This window comes from Amycolatopsis thailandensis, assembly GCF_042723255.1.
Taxonomy (GTDB): domain Bacteria; phylum Actinomycetota; class Actinomycetes; order Mycobacteriales; family Pseudonocardiaceae; genus Amycolatopsis; species Amycolatopsis thailandensis.
Map to the genome: position 1 here is coordinate 124,189 of NZ_JBHXJK010000001.1, position 22,505 is coordinate 146,693.

Below are 22,505 nucleotides of genomic sequence, written 5' to 3' on the forward strand. Positions count from 1 at the left end.
TTTCGGCGATGAACCAGGCGAGCGAAGGCGCCGACACGGCCCCTCAGCACCGCTACACCGCGGAGCTGGCGGGCCGGATCGAGCAGCATTGGCAGGACTACTGGTCCGATCACGGCACCTACCACGCGCCGAACCCGGTCGGTCCGCTCGCGGACGAGAGCGGCGAGGTCCCGTCGGACAAACTGTTCGTCCAGGACATGTTCCCGTACCCGTCGGGCGCCGGCCTGCACGTCGGGCACCCGCTGGGCTTCATCGCGACCGACGTCTTCGCGCGGTACCACCGCATGATCGGCCGGAACGTGCTGCACACGATGGGCTTCGACGCCTTCGGCCTGCCCGCCGAGCAGTACGCCGTCCAGACGGGGCAGCACCCGCGCAAGACGACCGAAGAGAACATGGAGACCTACCTGCGCCAGATCCGGCGCCTGGGTCTGGGCCACGACGAGCGTCGCCGGATTTCGACGATCGATCCGGACTACTACAAGTGGACCCAGTGGATCTTCCTGCAGATCTTCAACTCCTGGTACGACGAGAAGGCGGGCAAGGCGCGCCCGATCGTCGAGCTGGAGACCGAATACGTGCAGGACAAACGCCATACGCCGGACGGCCGCAACTGGTGCGAGCTGACCCGTGCCGAGCAGCTGGAGATCATCGACTCGCACCGGCTGGTCTACATCTCCGAGGCGCCGGTGAACTGGTGCCCCGGGCTGGGCACGGTGCTGTCGAACGAAGAGGTCACCTCCGAAGGCCGCAGCGAACGCGGCAACTTCCCGGTGTTCCGGCGCAATCTGCGCCAGTGGATGATGCGCATCACCTCCTACGCCGATCGCCTGGTCGACGACCTGGACCTGCTGGACTGGCCGGAGAAGGTCAAGTCCATGCAGCGCAACTGGATCGGCCGCTCGCACGGCGCGCGGGTGTCGTTCGACTCCGCCGACAAGAAGATCGAGGTCTTCACGACCCGCCCGGACACGCTGTTCGGCGCCACCTATCTGGTGGTCGCGCCCGAGCACCCGCTGGTCGACGAGCTGACCGCCGCCACCTGGCCGGAAGGCGTCGACGCGCGCTGGACCGGTGAGGCGGCCACCCCGGCCGAAGCCATCGCCGCCTATCGCGCCGCCGCGGCGCGGAAGTCCGAATTGGACCGTCAGGAGAACAAGGAGAAGACAGGCGTCTTCACCGGCTCCTACGCGGTGAATCCGGCCGACGGCAAGGAGATCCCGGTCTTCGTCGCCGACTATGTCCTGATGGGCTACGGCACGGGCGCGATCATGGCCGTGCCCGGCCAGGACACCCGCGACTGGGAATTCGCCGAGAAGTTCGGCCTGGAGATCATCCGTACGGTGCAGCCGTCGGAAGGTTTCGACGGCAAGGCGTTCACCGGCGACGGACCCGCGATCAACTCGGGCTTCCTGGACGGCATGGCCGTCGACGAGGCCAAGAAGACGATGATCGGCTGGCTGGAGGAGCACGGCCACGGTCGCGGCACCGTCCAGTACAAGCTGCGCGACTGGCTGTTCTCGCGCCAGCGCTACTGGGGCGAGCCGTTCCCGGTGGTCTACGACGAGGACGGCCAGGTCCACGCGCTGCCGGACAGCATGCTGCCGATCGAGCTGCCCGAGGTCGCCGACTACTCGCCGGTGACCTTCGACCCGGAGGACAAGGACAGCACCCCGTCCTCGCCGCTGGCCCGCGCCACCGACTGGGTCGAGGTCGAACTGGATCTGGGGCAGGGCAAGAAGACTTACCGCCGCGACATCAACACGATGCCGAACTGGGCGGGTTCCTGCTGGTACCAGCTGAGGTACCTGGACCCCACCAACCCGGACGTGTTCGTGGCGCCGGAGAACGAGGCGTACTGGGTCGGTCCGCGTCCGGCCGAGCACGGCGTCGAAGACCCGGGCGGCACGGATCTGTACGTCGGCGGCGTCGAGCACGCGGTGCTGCACCTGCTGTACTCGCGCTTCTGGCACAAGGTGCTGTTCGACCTGGGCCACGTGTCGTCCAAGGAGCCGTACCGGAAGCTGTTCAACCAGGGGTACGTCCAGGCTTACGCCTACACCGATTCCCGCGGCGTCTACGTCCAGGCCGATCAGGTCGAGGAACGTGACGGCAAGTTCTTCTTCGGCGACGAAGAGGTCAAGCAGGAATACGGCAAGATGGGCAAGAGCCTGAAGAATGTCGTGACGCCGGACCAGATGGCCGCCGACTACGGCGCCGACACCTTCCGCTTCTACGAGATGTCGATGGGCCCGCTGGACGTTTCGCGGCCGTGGGCGACCAAGGACGTCGTCGGCGCGCAGCGGTTCCTGCAGCGGCTGTGGCGCCTGGTCGTCGACGAGGAGACCGGCGAACTGCGGGTGTCCACAGTGGACGCCACGGACGCGGATCGCAAGCAGCTGCACAAGGCGATCGCCGGGGTCCGCGAGGACTACGCGGAACTGCGGTTCAACACGGCCGGCGCGAAGCTGATCGAGCTGAACAACTACGTCACCAAGACCTACGGCGCGACCGAGGCGACGCCGCGTGAACTGGTGGAAGGGCTGGTGCTGATGCTGGCGCCGCTGGCCCCGCACCTGACCGAGGAGCTGTGGAAGCGCCTGGGCCACGCGGATTCGCTGGTGCACGGGCCGTTCCCGGTCGTCGACGAGAAGTACCTGGTCGAGGACTCCGTGGAGTACCCGATCCAGGTCAACGGCAAGGTGCGCTCGCGGATCACCGTGCCCGCCGACGCGGGCAAGGACGCCGTGCAGGCGGCCGCGCTGGCCGACGAGAAGGTCGCCGCCCTGGTCGGCGACGGCACCCCGCGCAAGGTGATCGTCGTGCCGGGACGTTTGGTCAACATCGTCCTGTAGCTAGGTGACCGAAAGGCGCCAGCGTCGAGGGTCATGAGGCGATTCGATGGAGTTGTTCAAGGACAACGAAATCGAACGGAGAACACCGCATGACCCTCGACGGCAAGGTGGCTTTGGTGACCGGCGGCAGCCGCGGGATCGGTGCCGCCACGGCGATCCGGCTCGCCGAGGACGGCGCCGACGTCGCGCTCACGTACCAGAACAACGCAGCACTCGCGGCCGGTGTCGTGGACAAGATCAAGGCGCTCGGCCGCCGCGCGCTGGCGGTCCGGGCCGACAGCGCCGACGCCGCCGCCGTGGCGGCCGCTGTCGAGACGACGGTCGCTGAGTTCGGCAGGCTCGACGTGCTGGTCAACAACGCGGGCGTCGGCTTCGTCGGCCCGCTCGACCAGACGAGCCTGGAAGACATCGATCGCGTGCTCGCTGTCAACGTCCGCGGTGTCTACGTGGCCACGCAGGCCGCGGCCCGGCACCTCGGCGAAGGCGGCCGCGTGATCAGCATCGGCAGCTGCGTTTCGGACCGCGTGCCCGGCCCGGGGATGTCGCTGTACGCGGTGAGCAAGACCGCGCTGCTGGGCCTGACCAAGGGCCTGGCCAGGGAACTCGGCCCGCGCGGCATCACCGTGAACATCGTCCACCCCGGCCCGACCGACACCGACATGAACCCGGCCGACGGCCCGTACGCCGCCGACCAGCGGAGCCTGACGGTGTCCGACCGCTACGGCTCGCCGTCGGAGGTCGCCGCGACCGTGTCGTTCCTGGCACGGCCGGAAAGCGCCTACGTCACCGCGACGACCGTTTCGGTCGACGGCGGGCACGCGGCTTAGTCGATCGACAGGCCGATTTCGCTCGCGAGATCGGCCAGCATCGCGTCGAAGAGGACGTCCGGTTTCGAGAACGGGATCGGATAGTTGCCGAAGACCTCGAGCGTGACGTGCCCGTAGAGCCGGGCCCAGAACTGGATCATCAGGTACGTCACGCCGAGGTCGAGCTTGTCGAGCGGGAACGTCTCGCCGGATTCTTCGAGTACGGCCAGCAGTTCCCCTTGGAACGACGTGAGATCGTCGCGCAGTTCAGTGGGCACCACGTCGTTCGACGGCGTCACCAGATCGTGCATCGCGAGCACCCGGCCCGCCGCCGCGAGGAAGATCCGCCCGAACGGCTCACCCAGCCTGCTCAACGTGTCGTCGCCCGCGGGCGACGCGAAGACCAGCGTGAACTCCTTCGTGTGAGTCAGCGCCCAGCGCCGGAATCCCTTGCAGATGGCGAAAAGCTGAAGCGCGCCCTCGTCCGGCAGCTGCGCGATGTCCTCGGCCAGCCCGGCCGCGAGATCCGCGACGACGTCCGCGCGAAGGTGCTCGATCAGATCGTCGCGTGAGCCGTAGTAGCGGTACAACGCCGGCGCCGTGATGCCGAGCTCGCGCGCGATCGCCCGCAGGGTCACGGCCTCCGGCCCCTGCTCGACCAGGAGTGCCCGCGCCGTCCGCCGGATGTCCTGATCCGTCGCGGCCCGCTCGCGACCCCTGCGGCCGGTGTTGTTCATCCGGGCATTCTAGGTGGTCAGTACGCCCTTATCGCGGAACAGCCCAGCAGGCGGGCCTGGAGCGCGGTCAGCGCCCGGAGCGCCAGGAAAATCGGCACGGCCATCCCGATCGCGACGAAGAGATGCACGACCCACGCCCCCGCCAGCGTCGGTCCGCCCCACGTGCCTTCAGGGTCGCTCCCGGTCCAGAAGAAGCCGTAGGTCGCGATGCGCCCGGCGAGATAGAGGAGCAGCAGCGCGAGCAGGAACGCGACCACACTCGGCCCGAACGCCGCCGCGAACCGCGGACGGCCCCCGCCCTCCCTGCCGAGCCACCGCCGCGCGAGCCCGCGCTGGACCTTCGCACCACCGAGATACCCCGGAAGTACGAGAAGCGCGTAGACCGCGCGTTTCCAGTCCGAAATGGTCATGTTCAGCACGCTATGGCGCGCTGACCAGCGTGAACATCGGGTAATCCGCAACATCGTGTAGGGGAAACCGGAGGTCGTTGTGGTGATCCACACGACCGGGGTGCGGATGCGCGCGAAACGTTCCCCGATGTCAGACGGGTATGCCACACTCGGTCGCCGAATGGCTACGACGTGAACAGGGGAGGTTCGCGTGTCGAACCCTGAGCAGCTCTTCGCTGATTTCGAGGCCAAGCTGGCCGACGCCCAGCGGAAGGCGAATCAGATGCGCACCGAGATCGAAGGCGTCTCGGTGTCCGAACGCAGCAAGGACGGCCAGATCTCGGTCAAGGTCAACCACGCCGGGAACCTGGTGGGCTTGGAGATCGGCCCGTCGGTGCGCGACAACCCGGCGCTCGCGCAGGAGATCCTCCGCGTCGTCCAGATCGCCCAGAGCAAGCTGGCGAGCGCGATGCAGACCGGCGTTCCGTCCATCGCGGGCACCGAGACCATGAACGAACTGGTCAACCAGCTGCACAACGAGTACCCGGAACCCGAACCGACGGGCTACGTCGAGGGCGGCCACCAGGACGCGGACGAGGACGACCGCTTCGTCGCCGAAGACGAACTCGACGCTCCGCCCGCTCCGAAGCCGCCCGCCCCTCCGACACCTCCGGCCTCGCCCGCGCCGCCGCGTGCCGCGCGCAGGCAGCAGACGGACCACGAGGACGACTACTTCACCGGCGGCGACTTCCTGCGCTGAGCGGGTTCTTGAGGGAGGGAAATCATGGGACAGCCACCTGCCGGTGACGGCTTCGAAGTCGATCCTGGCGAGCTCGAGGCCCATCGGAAGAAGATCGACGACTTCGGCATCCGCATGGAGAAGGCGGGCAACGCGACCGCCGCGACCAGCAATCCCGAAGCGTTCGGTCTCGTCGGCATCCCGCTGGCGCTGATCTGCGGGATCGGACAGGCCGAAGCCCAGTCGTCGATCATCGCCGCGTCCAAGGCTTCGCTGGATCACGCCGACCGGGTTCATACCTGGCAAAAGGTCAAAGAGTGGGACGAAGCGGAATTCAAGAACCTTTTCAAGCTGGAGGACTGACCGGTGTCTGAGACTGTCGAAGCACGTCCAGGCCCTGGCACGACCAACCCGTTGATCAAGACCGACGCCGCCTCGGACGAGAGTTCGCTGGAGGGTGCGGGGATCCTGCAGGATTTCTGGGACACCGGTGCCAAGATCTCCAGCGGAGACTGGGCCGAGGGCCTGGCGAACTTGGCCAATGGTGCGGTCGGTCTCGTCGGGATGGCGGTCGATCCTCTCGGTACCTTGATGAGCGCCGGATTCGGCTGGCTCATCGAGCATCTCTGGTTCGTCCGGGATCTGATGGACATGCTCCTGGGTGATCAGGTCGCCTTGGACAACATGATCGGCACCTGGGAGAACATCGGCAAAGAGCTGGAACAGGTCGGCGACGACCTCGGCAAGGCGGTCGACCACGACAGCGTGGGATGGACCGGGCCCGCCGCGGACGCCTACCGCACCTTCGCCAAGGACCGCGCCAACCTGTATTCGGGACTCGCCTCCGGGGCGACCGCAATGGCGATGCTCGTCAGCATGTGCAAGACGATCTTGGCGGTGGTGCGCAGCATCGTCCGCGACTTGATCTCCGAGGCGCTCGCGAAGCTCGTCAGTATTTTGATGCGCTACCCGGGGCCGGCCGCAGTCGCCGGGTTCGCGACCGAGGGGCTGGCGAAGGTCCTCGAGTACGTCCAGAAATGCATGGGTTGGATCAAGAAGCTCGCCAAGGCCTTCGGCGAGGCGAACAGGCTTTTCAAGACGCTCATCGATCTGTTCGTGAAGGTCAAGGACGCGCTCGCCCCGATCGGGCGCGGTATCGCGGGCGGGGTGAAGGCCGTGGCGACCACACTGGACGACGCGGGTGCCTTCACCACCAACCTCTTGAAGGAGAGCCTGAAGAACGTCGGCAAGGAGACCGACAAGCTGCGGAAAGACGACAAGCCAAAGGAGCCCGGTCCGAGCAACGTGGCTGCTCCGCCGACCCCGGCACCGGCTGTCCGGTCGGAGGGTGACAGGACGCGGGCCGAAGGGGAACCGCCGATTTTCGATCAGCCTGGCAGCCAGCGGATCTCCGGTTCGCTGGAATGAGTCAGTTGTCCGGTCGCGGCCGGATGTCCGTGAAGACGGTGTCGAGGGGACTTGTCGCCTGGATCGCGATACTTCTCCTGCTGCTCGCTTCTTTGACTTTGCTCAGGCTCGCGGACGCGCCACTGGTGAACGGGGCCGCCGCGGAGGGCGCCCCGGCGACAGCGGTGGTCAAGGACTGCGAACGCTTCGGCCCGGTGTCGTCTGGCGGTGTCGGGTACTTCCACGAATGTACGGCCGCGGTTTCGGTGAGTGGACAGGTTGAGATCGTCGAGTTCGGCCCTGACGAGCTGTCGCCCTCCGATGAGGCATCGCCGGTGGGTGTCACCAACGACAGCGGAGAGTGGCGCCGGATCGCCGACCACCCCTTTGGGTTCCTCGAAGTGCTCGGAATCGTTTTCATCGTGAGCTGTGTCTTCGCGGCGTTCTCTACAGGGTGGCAGGAGGTTTTCGGCCGGCTGACTTTCCGAAATCGAAGCCCGCGAAAGGTGGGGCAAGATCCGTCGGAGACGGATGTCATAGAGCTTCTGACACCGGACAACACCAAGTTTCTCGCCAGGTATCTTTTCTTGGCGATCAGCGGCCTTGGGCTGATGGGTATCGGTGGCACCTTCTTGGTGATCACGGACCAGCTGAGGACAGGCGGTTTTTGGCAGGTATCCCTCGGCGGAGCGCTCGTCCTGCTGGGCGCCTTGGTGCTCGGGTCGGTCGTGGTCGGTCGTCGGGTCGTCACGAAGTCGATTCCACTGGTCGTGACGGCCGAGGGATTGGTGCAGCCGCTCAGCGAGGGTGCACACCTGCTTCTGCCATGGGACGAGATCAAGTCGTTGGTCTTCGACGACCATGTCCTCGGTGAACAGGTCTCGATTCACGTCGTCCTGGTCGATCAGGAAGCCGAAGTTCTTCTGCGCGAAGAATTGCGTGGGAACTCGCGGTTCGGCCACGTACTGGCATCGATGGTGCCTGCCGCCGAAGCGGAGAGAGCAGCCGCCATCGTCGAGCGGTTCAAGCCCGGGGTGAGTCGCTGGCCCGCGCGGGGGATCAAGCGTGGCGGCTTCGGCCTGGTGACCGCGGTGCGGCGGACGGTCCTGCGCTGGAAGGACAGCACGCAGAAGGCGAAGGCCGAGTCACCTGGTGATGGGTTGACGATCTCCAGGATCAGCGATGCGAAACAACATCAACGCCTAGGGCTCGTGTTCCTCGCTTTTACCTTGATCTTGGGTTTCGCGGTCTTCCGAGATGGCAGGCTCGGCGTGCGGATCGGTCTCGGGTTCTTCGGTCTTCTGTTCCTGTCGGCCACGGCTGTCGCCTTCCGCTATCACCTCAATCCGTTCACCAGGCAGCTGGTCTTCAAACCGCGCTGGCTGACTGTCGTCACCAAGACCGCTCGGACGCGTGCATGGTCGATCCGATGGCGGGACATCGACAAGGCGTTCGTTCAGCGGACACCTGACGCCGCCTGCCGCTTGGTGCTTTGCCCGGCGGAGGTGGTCGATTCCTATTACCCGCGGGAGAGCCTCGCCCGTCCGCTCGGCCTCGCGCGCGAGTCGGACAGATTCATCGTGATCTCGGAGATCGAGCTGACGGCGGAAGAGATCGACCTGATTCTGCCAGTTCTGCGGAAGCACGTCGAGGTGGTCGACGGGCAATCCGGTGGGGTGTCGCGATGAAGGCCGAGGGAGAGAAGGCAAGGGCCGGTGCCGGGGTCCTCGGTGCCGGCGCCTTGTTCGTTCTCGTGGTCGGTCCGTTTCTCTTCTTCGTCTGCCTGACGATGTTCCGGTTGGCTGGGACACCCGAGGTCAACACCGGACAGACAGCGGTCGGTGACGCTTCGGCCGTGATCAAGGCTTGCGACCGCCGAGGGCCGATCTCCTCCGAGGGATTCGGCTACTTCTGGGAGTGTGACGCCGAGGTCACCTCGAACGGCCACTCCCTCGGTACCGTCAGGTTCGACCCCGACGAGCTGACACCGGACGACGGTACGAATGTCGTCGGAGTCCATCGAAGTGGCGACCACTGGCAGCGCGACGTCCCACATCCTTATCGCCTGCTGCATGTGGCGGGCCTCGTGGTTCTGGCAGTCGACTTCTTCGCGGTGCTGGCCGCTCTGATCCCGTTACTTGCGGCCGTCTTGTGGTTGTTCACTCGGATTGGGCGTCGAAAAGATCCGGAAACCGTTGCCGCGCCGCAGGACGAGCGACTGGTCACGATCCTGCTCAAAGCCCCTGCGAAGCCGAAGCGGCGGTCGCCGACCGGTTTCACGGTGCTTGCCTTCGGTGGCTTGTTCTCGCTGGTGATCGGCTCATGGATGCTTTACGTCCACGGTCGGCTGAGCGGAGATCTTTGGGGAATCGCCGCAGCGGCGTCGATCATCCTGCTCGGGGTGGCGTTATCGGCGACTGCGGCATGGTGGGCTTTCGCGCCGGAGAAACCAGGCGATACTCGGACGATCGAACTCACCGAAGCAGGGATAAGGCAGCACGACGCTTCGTCGGAAGCGTTTTTGTTGCCGTGGGAAGACCTTCGTTCCATCGTGTTTGACGAACGTGGTCAACCCGGTCGGATCAGTGTCCACTTGACCTTGGTCGACGAGGCGTCGAGGACAAACCTGCGTGAGGAGTACAGACGGCCATCCAAGCATGGGGTCCTTCTGACTCCCGAGATCACCTTGGAACAGGCTGAGCTGGCATCAGAAGCGATCGAAGGCTTCCGCCCTGGCTTGGTGCACTGGCGATCGCGCGAACTCGCGCGCAGTGGTTTCGGGCCGGGCAAGGATTCCGGACCGCGTCTGGTGCGCTGGAAGGACGGTGCGTCCGCCGCACACGGGGCGGACGCCGGTGCCACGCAGGCGGATGACCCGGTCAGGGTTCGGGCTGGTCGTATGCCGGCAGCGCGAATCCTCGGCTTCATCGGCCTTTACGCCTTGATCGTCCTGCTGTTCGCCCTCCGCCAGTTCGCGGATTCCGTGCCTTTGTGGTTGTCGCCGGTCGTTTCGCTCGCCACCGTCGCTTGGGGAGTCGTGCTCCACAAGACGCGCTTCCGCGGAACGCCCGGTGTCTTCGAGGTGGACGAAGACTCGTTGACCTGGTTCGAGCAAGACAGACCTGAAAGGCACGTCGTGCCACGTGAGATCCCGCCTGTCGACGTGCTTCTCACACAGCTCCACCAGATCCGGTTCGACCACCATCCGCCGGAGCGCTGCCGCAGGTACGTCAGAGTCTCGATACGCCACGAAAGTGACCAGTCGATTCTGGCGGAGAAGATCACGACCGGCGCCGCGTCACGCCTGGCCGAGACGCTGAAAGCACGATCCGACTTCGCCGGCGATGTTGTGCTCGACTCGGAGAAAACATCGAAATGAACGACGAGCGGGTGGTGATCTCGCGAACGCCGGGGGTCTTCGGCCATCTGCTACTGGTCGTTCTCTTCGGCACCCTGACCGTCGTCATGGTTTTCGGGGTGGTCGGGGACTTCAAGCTCGCGGTGCGCATCGTCGCCGGTGTTCTGTGCGCAGTGTTCGTCTACTGCGGCACCATCGAGTTCCGCAACTACCGGACGCCACCTCCAGCTGATGAGCTGGTCATCGAGCCCGCCGGTATCACCCGAATCGTCAACGGACTGACCAGCTGGACCGCCCCATGGAGTGGCATCGAGAAGGCGTTCCTGAGCCTCAAGTTCCGCGAGTACACACATCGCAGACCAAAAGCTGATCAGTTCACGCTCGTTCTGCGACCTGGGCCGGATTTCGACGCTCGTTCGACAGGTCTCATCCGCGAGCCGGACGGAGACCTTCAAGTCTCGGACCTCGACCTCAGCCCGCGTGAGGTCGAGGAGTTGCTGCCTGTGCTCGTTCGCCATGTCGACGTCGAGATCGAGGACGACAACAGTGCCGTGGTCGTGAAGCCTGACGAACCGATCGTCGACGCGGCACGCGACGAGGAACTGGTCGTCGAGGACGACGTGGTGAAGATTCACGTCAATGGCTGGGACAAAGGGAAACTGAAGGCGTTCAATCTCGGCTCATTGATGATCGAGGTGTGCTGCCTCGTGGTCGCGGCTTCCACTGATGTCACAGTCGTGCGGGTTGGCGCGTTCGTGATCCTCTTCGCTCTCTTCGTGGTGACGTTGGTGGTCGATGGGTTCGAGAGCGAGACGCACAAGAAGGAACGGAAGGCGGTGCTCGAACTCGGACCGCGAGGATTTTTCCTGCGAACCTATGGCTCTGTCGTAGGTGCGTGGTGGCATGAGATCGATGCCGTGCGATGGGGTATCGACGACCAGCGCAGGTATTTGGAGTTTCTTCCCACCTCGGAGACATTCCGGATCCGTCATCCACACCTGGCGAGCCTGACCAGACGTGACCGGTACGACGAAGAGTCCGACGTCCTCGAAGGTGGTTGGTACCGGCTGGCGGAGCCGTTCACGGCCAACGCCGGGCGTGAGTTCGAGGCCGCCATGCGGACAGCGCGAGACGTGGAGTTCCGGGAAACGGCCGTAGCGGGTTGAGGCACCCCGTCGAAACGGGGCGCCGCCGGCGCCGATCACTCGGGGGGCTACGTGATCGACGCCGGCGACCCGATGCCCTGCTCCCGAACTCAGATCGGGACCGGGGCAACGTCACCGCTTCTCCGCGGCAACGCATCTCAAGAGCGGGCGTGATCGCCGAAGTGACGCCCGGGGGAATGTTATCCCCCGAAAGAGTGACGGCGTTCCGCTGCTCGCCTGATTGTCGCACTACACGCCGAGAAAGTTACAAAGTTCTTCACATCTTCGCCCGGAGAAGGGTCATGACCGGACAACTCCTGGTCATGGCATGGTCTCTTCCATGACTTCTCAGGTGCTGGTCATCGGGTCCGCCAATGCCGATCTCGTCGTACCGGTCGACCGGCGACCTGGTGGTGGCGAAACCGTACTCGGTGGCGACACGATCTTGTCGCCGGGTGGCAAGGGTGCCAACACCGCGGTCGCCGCGGCCAGGCTCGGCGCCGACGTCGCGTTGCTCGGCGCGGTCGGCGACGATCCGTACGGCGAGCTGCTGAAACGTTCGCTGGCCGAGTCCGGGGTGAACACTGCTTCGGTGCGGACGAGCGACCGTCCGACCGGGATCGCGTACATCACGGTCACGCCCGACGGCGAGAATTCGATTCTCGTCTCGCCCGGCGCGAACTCCGCTTTGCGGCCCGAGGACGTCGATCTCGACGGCGCCGAGATCGTGGTGTTGTCGCTGGAGATTCCGCTCGAAACCGTCGAGCGGGCCGTCGCGGAAGCCGTCGGAAAAGGTGTGAAGACGCTGCTGAACCTTTCGCCTGCGGCCGAACTCTCCGCGAAGACGCTCCGGGGGCTCGACGTCCTGTTGGTCAACGAGCACGAGGCCGCGTTCCTTCTCGGCGGCGAGGCCGACTTCCCGAAGTTGCTCGACCTCGGTCCGAAGGCCGCTGTCGTGACGCTCGGCGCGAAGGGCGCCGCCGTGGTGACCGCGGACGGCGTGACGGAGGTGCCGTCGCCGAAGGTCGAGGCCGTCGACACCACGGGCGCCGGTGACGCTTTCGCGGGGGCGCTCGCCACGGCGCTCGCGAAGGGCGAGGAGCTGGCCGACGCGGCGCGAAAGGCGGTGAAGGTGGCGGCGATCACCGTGACCCGGCAGGGCGCCCAGCCGTCGTATCCCACAGCATCCGAACTGGAATGATGTCTCCTTCTGTGTTGTGCTGTTGGCTATGAGCCAGGTCACGCCCCCTATGAGATATGGTCTAGACCATGCCGTCTGAGTCACTGTCCGGGGTCGCCGTCAGTCCCGGCCGCGCGAGCGGTCCTGTCGTCCGGGTCGCCGAACCTCTCGGCGAACCCGCGAGCACGCCGGCACCGGCAGATCCGGCCGCCGAGGCCGCCCGCATCGAGCCGGCCGCGCAGATCGTGGCGGCCCGGCTCGAGAAGCTGGCCGAGACCGCCACCGGCGAGGCCGCGACGATCCTCATCACCACCGCGGCGATGGCCGCCGACCCGGCTCTCGTGTCCTCGGCCGAGAAACTGGTCAAGGACCAGAACCTGCCCGCGCCGCGTGCGGTGTACCAGGCGGCGGGAAAGTTCGCCGACGCGCTCGCGGCCGCCGGTGGCTACATGGCCGAGCGGGCCCGCGACGTCCTCGACGTGCGCGACAGGCTGGTCGCCGAACTGCTCGGCATCGCGCCTCCGGGCGTTCCCGCCCTCGAGTCTCAGAGCGTGCTCGTCGCGCGCGACCTCGCGCCCGCCGACACCGCCGGGCTCGACCCGGACAAGGTCCTCGCGCTCGTCACCGAAGAGGGCGGACCCACCAGCCACACCGCGATCCTCGCCCGCGCGCTCGGCATTCCCGCCGTCGTCGCGGTCCGCGGGATCCTCGCGCTCGACGCGCAAGCGCTTGCGGTGGACGGTGACACCGGCGTCGTCGAGGTCGCGGACCCGAACGACGAGGTCGTCACGGCCGCCAAGACCGGCGCGATCGAGTGGGACGGCACCGGCGCGACCGCCGACGGCCACCGCGTGAAGGTGCTCGGCAACGTCGGTTCCGCCACGGACGCCCAGGCGGCCGCCGAAGCCGGTGCCGAAGGGGTGGGCCTCTTCCGCACCGAGTTCTGTTACCTCGACGCCTCCGCCGAGCCGAGCGTCGAAGAGCAGCGCAAGGCCTATACCGCCGTGCTCACGCCGTTCCGCGGCAAACCTGTCATCGTCCGCACCCTCGACGCGGGCGCCGACAAGCCCCTCGCCTTCCTGGAGCCCGACGACGAGCCCAACCCGGCGCTCGGCGTCCGCGGCCTTCGGGTCGCCTTCGACCGGCCCGAGATCCTCGACCGCCAGCTGGAGGCCATCGCGGGTGCCGCGCAGGACTCCGGCGCCGAGGTTTCGGTGATGGCGCCGATGGTCGCCACCGCCGCCGAGGCCGCCTGGTTCGCCGAGCGCGCCCGCGCCGCCGGAATCGCCCGCGCGGGCGTGATGATCGAGATCCCGGCCGCCGCGCTGACCGCCCGCGAGATCCTCGACGCGGTCGACTTCGTCTCCGTCGGCACCAACGACCTCGCGCAGTACACCTTCGCCGCGGATCGCCAGCTCGGCGCGGTCGCCAAGCTCAACGACCCGTGGCAGCCCGGGCTGCTGCGCCTGCTGAAGGTCATCGGTCAGGCCGCGAAGGACACTGGCAAGCCCGCCGGTGTCTGCGGTGAAGCCGCCGCCGACCCGAGGCTCGCGCTGGTCCTGGCCGGTCTCGGCCTGACCAGTCTCTCGATGAACGCGCCCGCGGTGCGCGCGGTCGGCGCGAGCCTGGCCGCCACGACGCTGGCCGAATGCGAGGAGCTGGCCGAGGCGGCCTTGGCCACGTCGGACCCGGTCGAGGCCCGTGCCGCGGTCGCCAAGCGATAGCAAAGGTCCCTTGCTCCCCCGGTGGTGAACTTCGGGCTGATCGGCCAGGCCGCGGCGATGTTCGCGGTGACCAACGTCGACGACATCGTGCTGCTCGCGCTGTTCTTCGGCCGCGCGAGCGGTCGCGGGGGTGCCGCGAGGGTGGTGGCCGGGCAGTACCTCGGGTTCGCCGGGATCCTCGCCGTCTCGATCGTCGGGGCGTTCGGTGCCGGCCTGCTGCCGGACTCCGTCCTGCCCTGGCTCGGGCTGGTGCCGCTCCTGCTCGGCCTCCGGGCCGCGTGGCTCGTATGGCGCAAGGACGACGAAGGCGACGAGCCCGAAGTCGGTCCCGGCGTTCTCGCCGTGGCTGGGGTGACCTTCGCCAACGGCGGCGACAACATCGGCGTCTACGTCCCGGTGTTCGCCAACACCGGCACCAGTGGGCTGGTCGTGTACGCGGTCGTGTTCCTCGCGCTCGTCGCGGTGTGGTGCGCGGCGGGCCGGTACTTCGCGACCCGCCCGGTGATCGCCCGCGCCCTGGCGCGCTGGGGGCATCTGCTGCTTCCGGTCGTCCTCGTCGGCATCGGTGTGCTGATTCTCCTCAACGCTTGATGTCGAAATCCGGTCCGCCACTTCGACGCCTTGGTGAAGACACCGAAGCGACGAAAGGAACGGACCATGACGACCACCGAGACCCCGACACGGGCTGGACGCCGGGAATGGGTCGGGCTGGCCGTGCTGGCCCTCCCCACTTTCCTGGTCTCCCTCGACGTGTTCGTCCTCATCCTCGCGCTGCCGAAACTGAGCCAGAGCCTCGGTGCCGACAGCACCCAGCAGCTGTGGATCATGGACGTCTACGGCTTCATGATCGCCGGGTTCATGGTCACCATGGGCACCCTCGGCGACCGCGTCGGCCGCCGGAAACTGCTGCTCATCGGCGCCACGGCGTTCGGCGCGGCCTCCGTGCTGGCGGCGTTTTCGACCAGTGCGCCGATGCTCATCGCCGCCCGCGCGATCCTCGGGATCGCCGGTGCGACACTGGCGCCGTCGACGCTCGCCCTGATCAGCAACCTGTTCCTCGACAGCCGTCAGCGTTCCCTCGCGATCGGCATCTGGGCCGGTTGCTTCACCGTCGGCGCGATCGTGGGCCCGATGGTCGGCGGTGTGCTGCTGGAGCACTTCTGGTGGGGTTCGGTGTTCCTGCTCGGCGTCCCCGCGATGGTCCTGCTGCTCGTCGTCGGCCCGAAGCTCCTGCCCGAGTACCGCAACGAGAACGCCGGTCGCCTCGACCTGACGAGTGTCGCGCTTTCGCTGGTCACGATCCTGCCCGCGGTCTACGGCATCAAGGAACTCGCCCGTGAGGGCGTCCACCCGATCCCGGTGGCCTCGCTCCTGATCGGTCTCGGCTTCGGCGCGGTTTTCGTGCGGCGCCAGCGAATCCTCGAGGACCCGCTGATCGACCTGAAGTTGTTCCGCGTCCCCGCGTTCACGACGGCGCTGGGCGGGATGTGCGCGTTCTCCATGCTGGGCGGGACGACCATGCTCTTCGTCGCGCAGTTCTTCCAGATCGTCCTGGAGCTCTCACCGGTCGGCGCCGCGCTGGCGTTGCTGCCGGGCATGCTCGCGGCGACCGTCAGCTTCCTGGTCGCCCCGATCCTCGCCCGCCGCTTCCGGCCCGCCTCGCTCATCGCCACCGGGCTGGCGGGCGCGATCGCCGGATTCCTGCTGCTGACGCAGGTCGAGCCCGGAGCCGGTCCGGTGCTCCCGTCGATCGCGTTCGCCGTCACCTGCCTGTGCGGGGGCCCGCTGGTCACCCTGGGCACGGATCTGGTCGTCGGCTCCGTGCCGCCGGAGAAGGCCGGTTCGGCGGCCTCGCTTTCGCAGACCGGCAACGAGTTCGGCTACGCGCTGGGCATCGCGACCGTCGGGACGCTGGGCAACGCCGTCACCCGCGCTCAGCTCGCCGACGCGGTTCCCGCGCACGAGGCCTTCGCCACCGGCATGCACGCCGTGTCCGGGCTGGCCGCGCTGGTGCTGGCCGGGATCGCGTACTTCGTGCTCAGGCACCTCCGGCACGTGCGCCCAGTGGGCGCCTAGCCGAAGAAACCCCGCCGCGGGTACTTGATGATCAGCGCTCCCCCGTGCACGCGCCCGGTGATGACGAACCGGGGTGTGCCGGGGCGGCCGTTCGACTGGGTCCGGTCGTCGAGGTTGCCGAACTTGATGTCGGTGATCGAGTTGGTGTCGACGGCGGCGTTCTCGGGGATGGTGATCTCCACCGGGCCCCATTTGGCCTGGAGGTCGATGTGCACCACCGGGTACCGGATCTCGGCCTGGGAGAAGTCCAGTTTCGTGGCGCCGTACTTGTTGCGGACCACCATCGACTCCGGGACCAGCCAGTTCCCGTTGCGCTGCAACGCCGAGTACTTGCCGTTGAGCTCCATGACCTGCCCGGACGACCGGGCGTAGGCCTGCGGCCCCGGCGGCGCCCACGGGTTCTGCTGCTGCCGCGGCACCATTCCCGCTTCGGGATGCACCAGGCCCGGCAGATCCGTGAGCACCGCGTTCAGCTCACCGCGGGTCTTCGAAGCGAGGGCGCGGTCGGTCCGCTCGGTGAACTCGTCGAGGTTCAGCATCCCGAGGCCGATCGCCTTCTGCAGCACTTCGACGACGTGTTCGCGTTCCGCGTCGGAGACCCGGATGTCCCGTCCGGTCAACGGCTTGGTTTCGGTCGTCGGCTGCTCTTCCTCGCCCATGCCTGGAATGGTAGAACCGGATCTCACGCGCGAGATCGGGGAAATACCCTGAACAGACCCGCATTTCTCCCCTGTGCCGCCGTACTGGCGGCTGTCCTCCTGCTGGCCGGATGCTCCGACGCGACCCCGCAACCCGCGCCCGCTCCGGTGCCGACACCGCCGCCACCGTCGAAACTCGAAGGCATACCGGTGGACTACATCGGATTCCGCCTGGTCATGGCGACGTCACCGCCGTCGATGCTCGACCCGGCCACCGGAGCCATGACCCCGCTTCCGGGTGCTCCGGCCGGTGACCGAGTCAACGATGTCGTCCGCGTCGGCAAGTTCCCGGTCGTGCTGTCGGCCGCCCGCTGCGGGCCGTCGTGCGTGGAGCCGTCCGAGGTGCTCGCCTACGGGGACCCGAAGAACCAGCCGTGGAAGCTGGGCAAGGCCCGCAGTGTGGCCCCGTCGGCCGACGAGACCGGCGTGTGGCTGATCCGCGACGACGGCAACGACCTCTGCCGCCTTCAGTTCGTCTCGCTGCTCGGCGCCGAACGTGACCGCGGCCGTCCGGCGAGCTGCACGACGGCGGTGCGCCAGGAGGTGCCGCAGGGCCTGCTGATCACGGTGAACGCCGGGACGGCGACCGCCGAGGACGTGCTGATCGACCCCGCCACCGGCCGCGCCGTGCACCAGTTCCCCCGCATCCTCGCGATCACCAAGGAGCGGATGCTGCTCGCCGAACTGACCGAGTTCTCCGTGTTCGACCTCCGGAACAATCAGCGCACACCGGTCCGGTGGCCGGTGGCCAACGGCAAGCCGGGGCAGGTGGTGCCGAGCCGTGACGGGTACAAGGTGGCCGTCCTGTTCGGCGACCCCGCCTGGGCGGGGACGAGCACGCAGACAGCCGACCTCTGGGTGCTCGCGCTCGACACCCTGACCTGGACGCGCGCGCCGTCGATGCCGATCGCGACCCCGCTCAAACAGGTCGCGGTCGAGTGGAGCGACGACGGCGAACTGGTGCTCGTCACCGACGTGGTCGCGAGCTGGCGGCTCGACCGGCCACAGTGGACGATCGTCAAAACGCCGCTGCCCGCCGAGCGGAACCCGTCGGCGGTGACCATCGCCCAGGGCTGAGCTATTCGGCGTCGAGCCCGTGCTCGATGGCGTAGCGGGCGAGCTCGACCCGGTTGTGCAGCTGGAGTTTCCGCAGCGTCGACTGGACGTGGTTCTCCACCGTCCGGTGCGAGAGCACGAGTTTCTCGGCGATCTGCCGTGCCGTCATCCCCTTGGCGACCAGGCGCAGGACGTCGGTCTCGCGTTCGGTCAGCCGCGGCGGCGCGGGGCCGTCGTCCGGCGCGTCGGCCATGCGGCGGTATTCGCCGAGGACGAGCCCGGCGAGTCCGGCGGTGAACACCGGATCCCCCGCCGCCGTCCGCTTGACCGCGTCCACCAGCTCGCTCGCCGAAGCCGATTTGACCAGATAACCGGACGCCCCGGCCTTCACCGCCTCCAGGACGTCGCTGTGCTCGCCGCTCGCGGACAGCACCAGCACCTTGGTCGACGGCAGCTCCGAAGTGATCTCGCGGGTGGCGTCGACGCCGGACGTCTCGCCGAGGTTGAGGTCCATCAGCACGACGTCCGGTTTGACCGTGCGCGCGATCCGCACCGCGGCGGGCGCGTCCGGCGCGGTGGCCCGCACGTCGAAACCGTGTTCGGCCAGGTCGCGGGCTACGCCGTCCCGCCACATCGGGTGGTCGTCGACCACCATCACCGAAACACCGGGCGCGTCGGTCATCGCTTTCCTCTCGCCGCCACTGGAACCTTGACTTCCCATTCGGTGCCCTGGCCGGGCGCGGTGTCCAGGGCGACACTTCCGCCCAGATCCCGCACGCGCCCCTTGATGGACTCCGCGATACCTAGATGTCCCTCGGCCGCCGCTCGTTCCAGCACACCCCGCTCGATTCCCGGGCCGTCGTCGCGGACGCTGACCACGACCTCGGTGCCGAGGTCCTCCAGCAGCACCCAGGCACGCGCCTCTTCGCCCGCGTGCTTCTCGACGTTCAGCAGTGCCTCGCGCGCCACCGCGACCAGCTCCGCGGTCACGTGCTCGGGCAGCTGCACCTCGCCGGCGGGCGTCGAGACCTGCACCGAAGGCGTCGCGAGCAGTTGCAGCGCGGACCGCAGGTCGGTGGTCCCGTTCTCGCTCGGATGCGTGGGCTCGGTGGTGACCAGCGCCCGCAGCGCGATCTCCTGCTCACCGGCCAGTTTCGCCAGTTCGGCGGCCTCCCCGCCGAATTCGGCGCCGCGTTTGCGCACCCGCGCGAGCACCTGGAGGACGCTGTCGTGGATCGAGCGGGCGAGCCGCTCCCGTTCGGCCGTCGCGGCCTCCATGCGCAACGCCCTGGTCAGCGCGTCCGCGGACCGCCGGGCCATGGTCGCGGCCAGCCCGATCACGAACCCGCTCGCGGTCAGCAGGAAACCGTCCCGCGCGACGTCGACGTCGAACCGCCAGCGCACCAGGCCGGTGACCACCGAGACCACCAGCCCGGCGAGCACCCCGCCGACAGCGCCGAACCGCGTCCCGGCCGCCGCGGGCGGGACCGCCGCCCACACCGTCGTGATGAGCGGGGTGTTGGCGTCGAACTGCGCGGCGGTCAGGATCCACGCCGAGGTGAACATGAGGACGACGGTCAGCACGAGATCGACGCCGACCAGCCACGGCCAGCGGGTCGACGGCCGCGCGTAGAACACGCTGCTGAGCACCGTCCACACCGTCATCACGCCGAACGACGTCCACGCGAGCCACTTGTTCGTATAGCCGTCGTAGTGGACGACGAACGAGCCCAACGCGAAGAGCAGCGTCGTCACGCGAAGCACGATCACGCCGCGCCACAGCGGAGTGGCGGGGTCCCGGGTGCCGAGCGCCGAAACCGCTCGCCAGAGCGGGGTGTCCGTCATGACTTGGCTTCGGACTCTTCCTCTTCACCGGGATCGTTCGGTGTCGCCGCCTGATCCCGCAGGACGTCGATCTCCGCCGGGTCGGGATCGTGTTCGTGCAGCAGCGACCGGATGCCGGCGTTGAGCACGGCGAGCAGCGGCACCGACAGCAGCGCGCCGGCGATCCCGGCGGCGACGAGACCGGCGGTGATCGCGAGCACCACGGCGAGCGGGTGCAGCTTCACCGCGCGGCCCAGCAGGATCGGCTGCAGCACGTGGCTCTCCAGCTGCATGACGCCGATGACGATGGCCAGCACGATCAGCGCGCCGACGACGCCCTTCGTCACCAGGGCGATCAGCACCGCGACCGCGCCCGCGATCACGGCGCCGATGATCGGGATGAAGGCGCCGAGGAAGACCAGCGTCGCCAGCGGGATCACCAGCGGCACCCCGACGATCGCCAGCCCGATGCCGATGCCGACCGCGTCGACGACGGCCACCGCAGCCGTCGCGCGCACATAGCTGACCAGCGAAGCGAACCCGCGCCGCCCGGCGACGTCGACCCGGTTGCGCACCCGTCCCGGCACACCACGGACGAGGAACGACCAGATCTGGTCGCCGCCGGAGAGGAAGAAGATGAGGATGAACAGCGTCAGGATGAAGCCGGTGACGATCTCGCCGACCGTGCCCGCCGTGGTGAGCGCGGTGGTGGTGATCGACGCCTGGTTGTTCTGCAGGAAGCTGATCGCCTGGTTGATGAACTCCTGGATCTGTTCCTGACGCAGGTGCAGCGGCCCGTCGATGAGCCAGCTCTTGATCTGGTTGAGGCTCTCCGTCAGCTGCTTCTGCAGTTCCGGCAGGCCGGAGGAGAACTGCGCGACGACGAACGTCAGCAGCCCGCCCAGCACCGCGAGCCCGGCGATCAGCACTATCCCGGCCGCGAGCCCGCGCGGGAACTTGATCGCCGTCAGCTTGGAGACCGCGGGCGCGAGCAGCGCCGCGAGCAGCAGCGCGATCGACAGCGGGATCACGACCACCGACAGGTAGCCGATCAGGAACACGATCACGTAGAGCGCGGCGATCACCACGATGAAGCGCCACGACAACGCCGCGCCGATCCGCAAGCCGCGCGGCACCAGGCTGGTGACGTCTTCGGTGGACTCGGAGAGGAACGGGTTCGACGGGTTGAATTCCTGCTGCTTGCGCTGGGGCTCGCTCACGCGCTCACCGTATCGGTCCGAGACGACGTTCTTGAACATTCCGGGCAACGCGCACGGTCGAATTCGCCCGATGCGACGCTTGACACATCGACCGGCGATCGACCCTGGAGTAACCAGGCCCCGCCTGGCGTGATCACTGATCGTGATTTCGGGCTACACCGTGTGTTCTTCACACGATCGTGCCATCAAGGCGCTCCTGGCTCGCTTTGGCCTTCCGCCCTTTGCTTACCTCGGTCCCGCAACCGATGAACGGAACACCGAAGCGACAGGAGACCGAGTGACGAACGCGGCGAAGAACGAGGGGCGGGGCGCGGCGCGCTTCGGCCGTCTCGCTTCGCGTGCGCTGTTCGTCCTCGGCGGCGCCGTCGCCGGTTCCGCCGCCGCGTGGGCCGTTTCCGGTGCCACCGCCGCCGCGGACATCGCCCCGGTGGTCTCCGCTCCCGACACGAGCGTCACCCCGGTCACCGACGCCACCACGGCCGGTCTTTCCGATGTTTCCCGTGGCGCTTCGAAGTTCACCGGCGACGTCGCCGGCGCGGTGTGCGGCGAGAACCACCAGGACGCCACCACGTGGTCGATGCCGGAAGGGTCCAAGACCTCCCCGGCGAAGCGTCACTGCGGCGGCGAGATCCGCGCCGACGAGCACGAGGTCTCCACCCGGGTCAGCGACGCTGTCACCGACTTCGCCGACAACTCGGTCGTCACCCCGGTCAAGCGGACGCTCGGCGCCGTCGAGCACATCGTCCGCAAGCCGCAGGACACCCGCCAGGTGCTGGACGAGACCTTCGCCCCGGCACCCGACTTCGGCGGCAAGGTCTGGGACCTCCTCGACCCGCACGGCCACGGCGACCTCGTCCCGGACCTTCCGGTCGGCGGCGCTCCGGTCGACCCGAAGTCCCCGCTGGACACCATCGGCGCCGGCGACCAGGTCACCGACTTCGCCGCACTGGCGACGACGCAGTTCCCCGCTTCTTCCGAGACCGTCCTCCCCATGCCGGCCCTCGTGCAGCAGCCCGGCGCGTTCGACCAGGACCAGGACTCTCCTTCCCGTGACGGACACCGCGGCGACTTCCCGCGTCCGCTCACCCCGGCGCCGCTTCCCGTCGCGCCTTCCATCCCGACTGTCCCCGGTGGCGGCAACGCTCCCGGTGGTCACCTCGACGGCCTGACCCACGGCGTTCCCGCCTGGCTCGTCGCCGCCGTCGAGCGTTCCCTGACCGGCTACACGCTGGCAGGCACGCGGTACATGCCGCTCACCCCGGGCTCGCAGCCCGGCGTCACTCCTGACTGA

20 protein-coding genes are annotated in these 22,505 nt (G+C 67.7%); 14 read left to right on the forward strand and 6 right to left on the reverse strand.

Annotated elements, in window-relative coordinates:
- Window positions 1–8 precede the first annotated feature (8 nt).
- Window positions 9–2,855, forward strand: a complete 2,847-nt coding sequence (gene leuS, locus ACFWMR_RS00580; protein ID WP_378375753.1) for a leucine--tRNA ligase — start codon at window positions 9–11, stop codon at window positions 2,853–2,855.
- An 89-nt stretch (window positions 2,856–2,944) separates the two neighbouring features.
- Window positions 2,945–3,682 (forward strand): SDR family oxidoreductase, encoded by a 738-nt coding sequence (locus ACFWMR_RS00585; protein ID WP_378375755.1) that lies wholly within the window; start codon window positions 2,945–2,947, stop codon window positions 3,680–3,682.
- On the opposite strand, the gene ACFWMR_RS00590 is transcribed toward ACFWMR_RS00585, so the two are convergent.
- Window positions 3,679–4,398 (reverse strand): TetR/AcrR family transcriptional regulator, encoded by a 720-nt coding sequence (locus tag ACFWMR_RS00590; RefSeq protein WP_378375757.1) that lies wholly within the window; start codon window positions 4,396–4,398, stop codon window positions 3,679–3,681. The genes ACFWMR_RS00585 and ACFWMR_RS00590 overlap by 4 nt on opposite strands.
- 17 nt (window positions 4,399–4,415) lie before the next feature.
- A complete protein-coding gene (locus ACFWMR_RS00595) occupies window positions 4,416–4,808 on the reverse strand; it encodes a hypothetical protein (RefSeq protein ID WP_378375758.1) in 393 nt (130 codons plus the stop codon).
- 190 nt (window positions 4,809–4,998) lie between these two features.
- Between ACFWMR_RS00595 and ACFWMR_RS00600 the strand changes: the two genes are divergently transcribed.
- The 10 genes from ACFWMR_RS00600 (at window position 4,999) to ACFWMR_RS00645 (ending at window position 16,416) form a co-directional block, all read left to right on the forward strand.
- Window positions 4,999–5,547, forward strand: coding sequence for a YbaB/EbfC family nucleoid-associated protein (locus tag ACFWMR_RS00600; protein WP_378375760.1), 549 nt, complete (start codon window positions 4,999–5,001; stop codon window positions 5,545–5,547).
- A 24-nt stretch (window positions 5,548–5,571) separates the two neighbouring features.
- Window positions 5,572–5,889 carry a hypothetical protein gene (locus ACFWMR_RS00605; RefSeq protein WP_378375762.1) on the forward strand — a complete coding sequence of 106 codons (318 nt, stop codon included), beginning with the start codon at window positions 5,572–5,574 and terminating at the stop codon, window positions 5,887–5,889.
- Window positions 5,890–5,892: 3 nt separating this feature from the next.
- Window positions 5,893–6,954: a hypothetical protein gene (locus tag ACFWMR_RS00610; RefSeq protein ID WP_378375764.1), complete on the forward strand. Its 1,062-nt coding sequence runs from the start codon at window positions 5,893–5,895 to the stop codon at window positions 6,952–6,954.
- Between the two features lie 29 nt (window positions 6,955–6,983).
- On the forward strand, window positions 6,984–8,621 hold the full coding sequence (locus tag ACFWMR_RS00615) for a DUF6346 domain-containing protein (protein WP_378375766.1): 1,638 nt from the start codon (window positions 6,984–6,986) through the stop codon (window positions 8,619–8,621).
- Entirely contained in the window at window positions 8,618–10,312 is a 1,695-nt protein-coding gene (locus tag ACFWMR_RS00620; RefSeq protein ID WP_378375768.1) for a DUF6346 domain-containing protein, read from the forward strand. Before ACFWMR_RS00615 ends, ACFWMR_RS00620 begins: the two co-directional genes overlap by 4 nt.
- Complete coding sequence (locus ACFWMR_RS00625; RefSeq protein ID WP_378375770.1) at window positions 10,309–11,457, forward strand: hypothetical protein; 1,149 nt, start codon at window positions 10,309–10,311, stop codon at window positions 11,455–11,457. Before ACFWMR_RS00620 ends, ACFWMR_RS00625 begins: the two co-directional genes overlap by 4 nt.
- A 319-nt stretch (window positions 11,458–11,776) precedes the next feature.
- Window positions 11,777–12,637, forward strand: a complete 861-nt coding sequence (locus tag ACFWMR_RS00630) for a ribokinase (RefSeq protein ID WP_378375772.1) — start codon at window positions 11,777–11,779, stop codon at window positions 12,635–12,637.
- A gap of 68 nt (window positions 12,638–12,705) precedes the next feature.
- Window positions 12,706–14,340 (forward strand): phosphoenolpyruvate--protein phosphotransferase, encoded by a 1,635-nt coding sequence (gene ptsP / locus ACFWMR_RS00635; protein WP_378375774.1) that lies wholly within the window; start codon window positions 12,706–12,708, stop codon window positions 14,338–14,340.
- A 24-nt stretch (window positions 14,341–14,364) separates the two neighbouring features.
- On the forward strand, window positions 14,365–14,931 hold the full coding sequence (locus tag ACFWMR_RS00640) for a cadmium resistance transporter (RefSeq protein ID WP_378375828.1): 567 nt from the start codon (window positions 14,365–14,367) through the stop codon (window positions 14,929–14,931).
- A 66-nt stretch (window positions 14,932–14,997) separates the two neighbouring features.
- On the forward strand, window positions 14,998–16,416 hold the full coding sequence (locus ACFWMR_RS00645; RefSeq protein WP_378375776.1) for an MFS transporter: 1,419 nt from the start codon (window positions 14,998–15,000) through the stop codon (window positions 16,414–16,416).
- On the opposite strand, the gene ACFWMR_RS00650 is transcribed toward ACFWMR_RS00645, so the two are convergent.
- The gene (locus tag ACFWMR_RS00650; protein WP_093935127.1) at window positions 16,413–17,075 is read right to left on the reverse strand and encodes a DUF1707 SHOCT-like domain-containing protein; all 663 of its coding nucleotides are present in this window, start codon (window positions 17,073–17,075) and stop codon (window positions 16,413–16,415) included. The two genes, ACFWMR_RS00645 and ACFWMR_RS00650, sit on opposite strands and share 4 nt — an antisense overlap.
- Before the next feature lie 189 nt (window positions 17,076–17,264).
- Here ACFWMR_RS00650 and ACFWMR_RS00655 point away from each other — a divergent pair, with 189 nt between their 5' ends.
- The gene (locus ACFWMR_RS00655) at window positions 17,265–18,191 is read left to right on the forward strand and encodes a hypothetical protein (RefSeq protein WP_378375778.1); all 927 of its coding nucleotides are present in this window, start codon (window positions 17,265–17,267) and stop codon (window positions 18,189–18,191) included.
- 1 nt (window position 18,192) lies between these two features.
- Here the strand turns inward: ACFWMR_RS00655 and ACFWMR_RS00660 are convergent, their stop codons facing one another.
- From ACFWMR_RS00660 to ACFWMR_RS00670, 3 genes are read right to left on the reverse strand one after another with little or no spacing between them, the layout of a single operon-like run.
- A complete protein-coding gene (locus ACFWMR_RS00660; protein ID WP_093935129.1) occupies window positions 18,193–18,852 on the reverse strand; it encodes a response regulator in 660 nt (219 codons plus the stop codon).
- The gene (gene macS / locus ACFWMR_RS00665; RefSeq protein WP_378273597.1) at window positions 18,849–20,015 is read right to left on the reverse strand and encodes a MacS family sensor histidine kinase; all 1,167 of its coding nucleotides are present in this window, start codon (window positions 20,013–20,015) and stop codon (window positions 18,849–18,851) included. Before macS ends, ACFWMR_RS00660 begins: the two co-directional genes overlap by 4 nt.
- The gene (locus ACFWMR_RS00670) at window positions 20,012–21,214 is read right to left on the reverse strand and encodes an AI-2E family transporter (RefSeq protein WP_378375779.1); all 1,203 of its coding nucleotides are present in this window, start codon (window positions 21,212–21,214) and stop codon (window positions 20,012–20,014) included. The genes macS and ACFWMR_RS00670 overlap by 4 nt, the downstream gene beginning before the upstream one ends.
- A gap of 277 nt (window positions 21,215–21,491) precedes the next feature.
- On the opposite strand from ACFWMR_RS00670, the gene ACFWMR_RS00675 reads away from it, so the two are divergent.
- On the forward strand, window positions 21,492–22,505 hold the full coding sequence (locus ACFWMR_RS00675; RefSeq protein WP_378375781.1) for a hypothetical protein: 1,014 nt from the start codon (window positions 21,492–21,494) through the stop codon (window positions 22,503–22,505).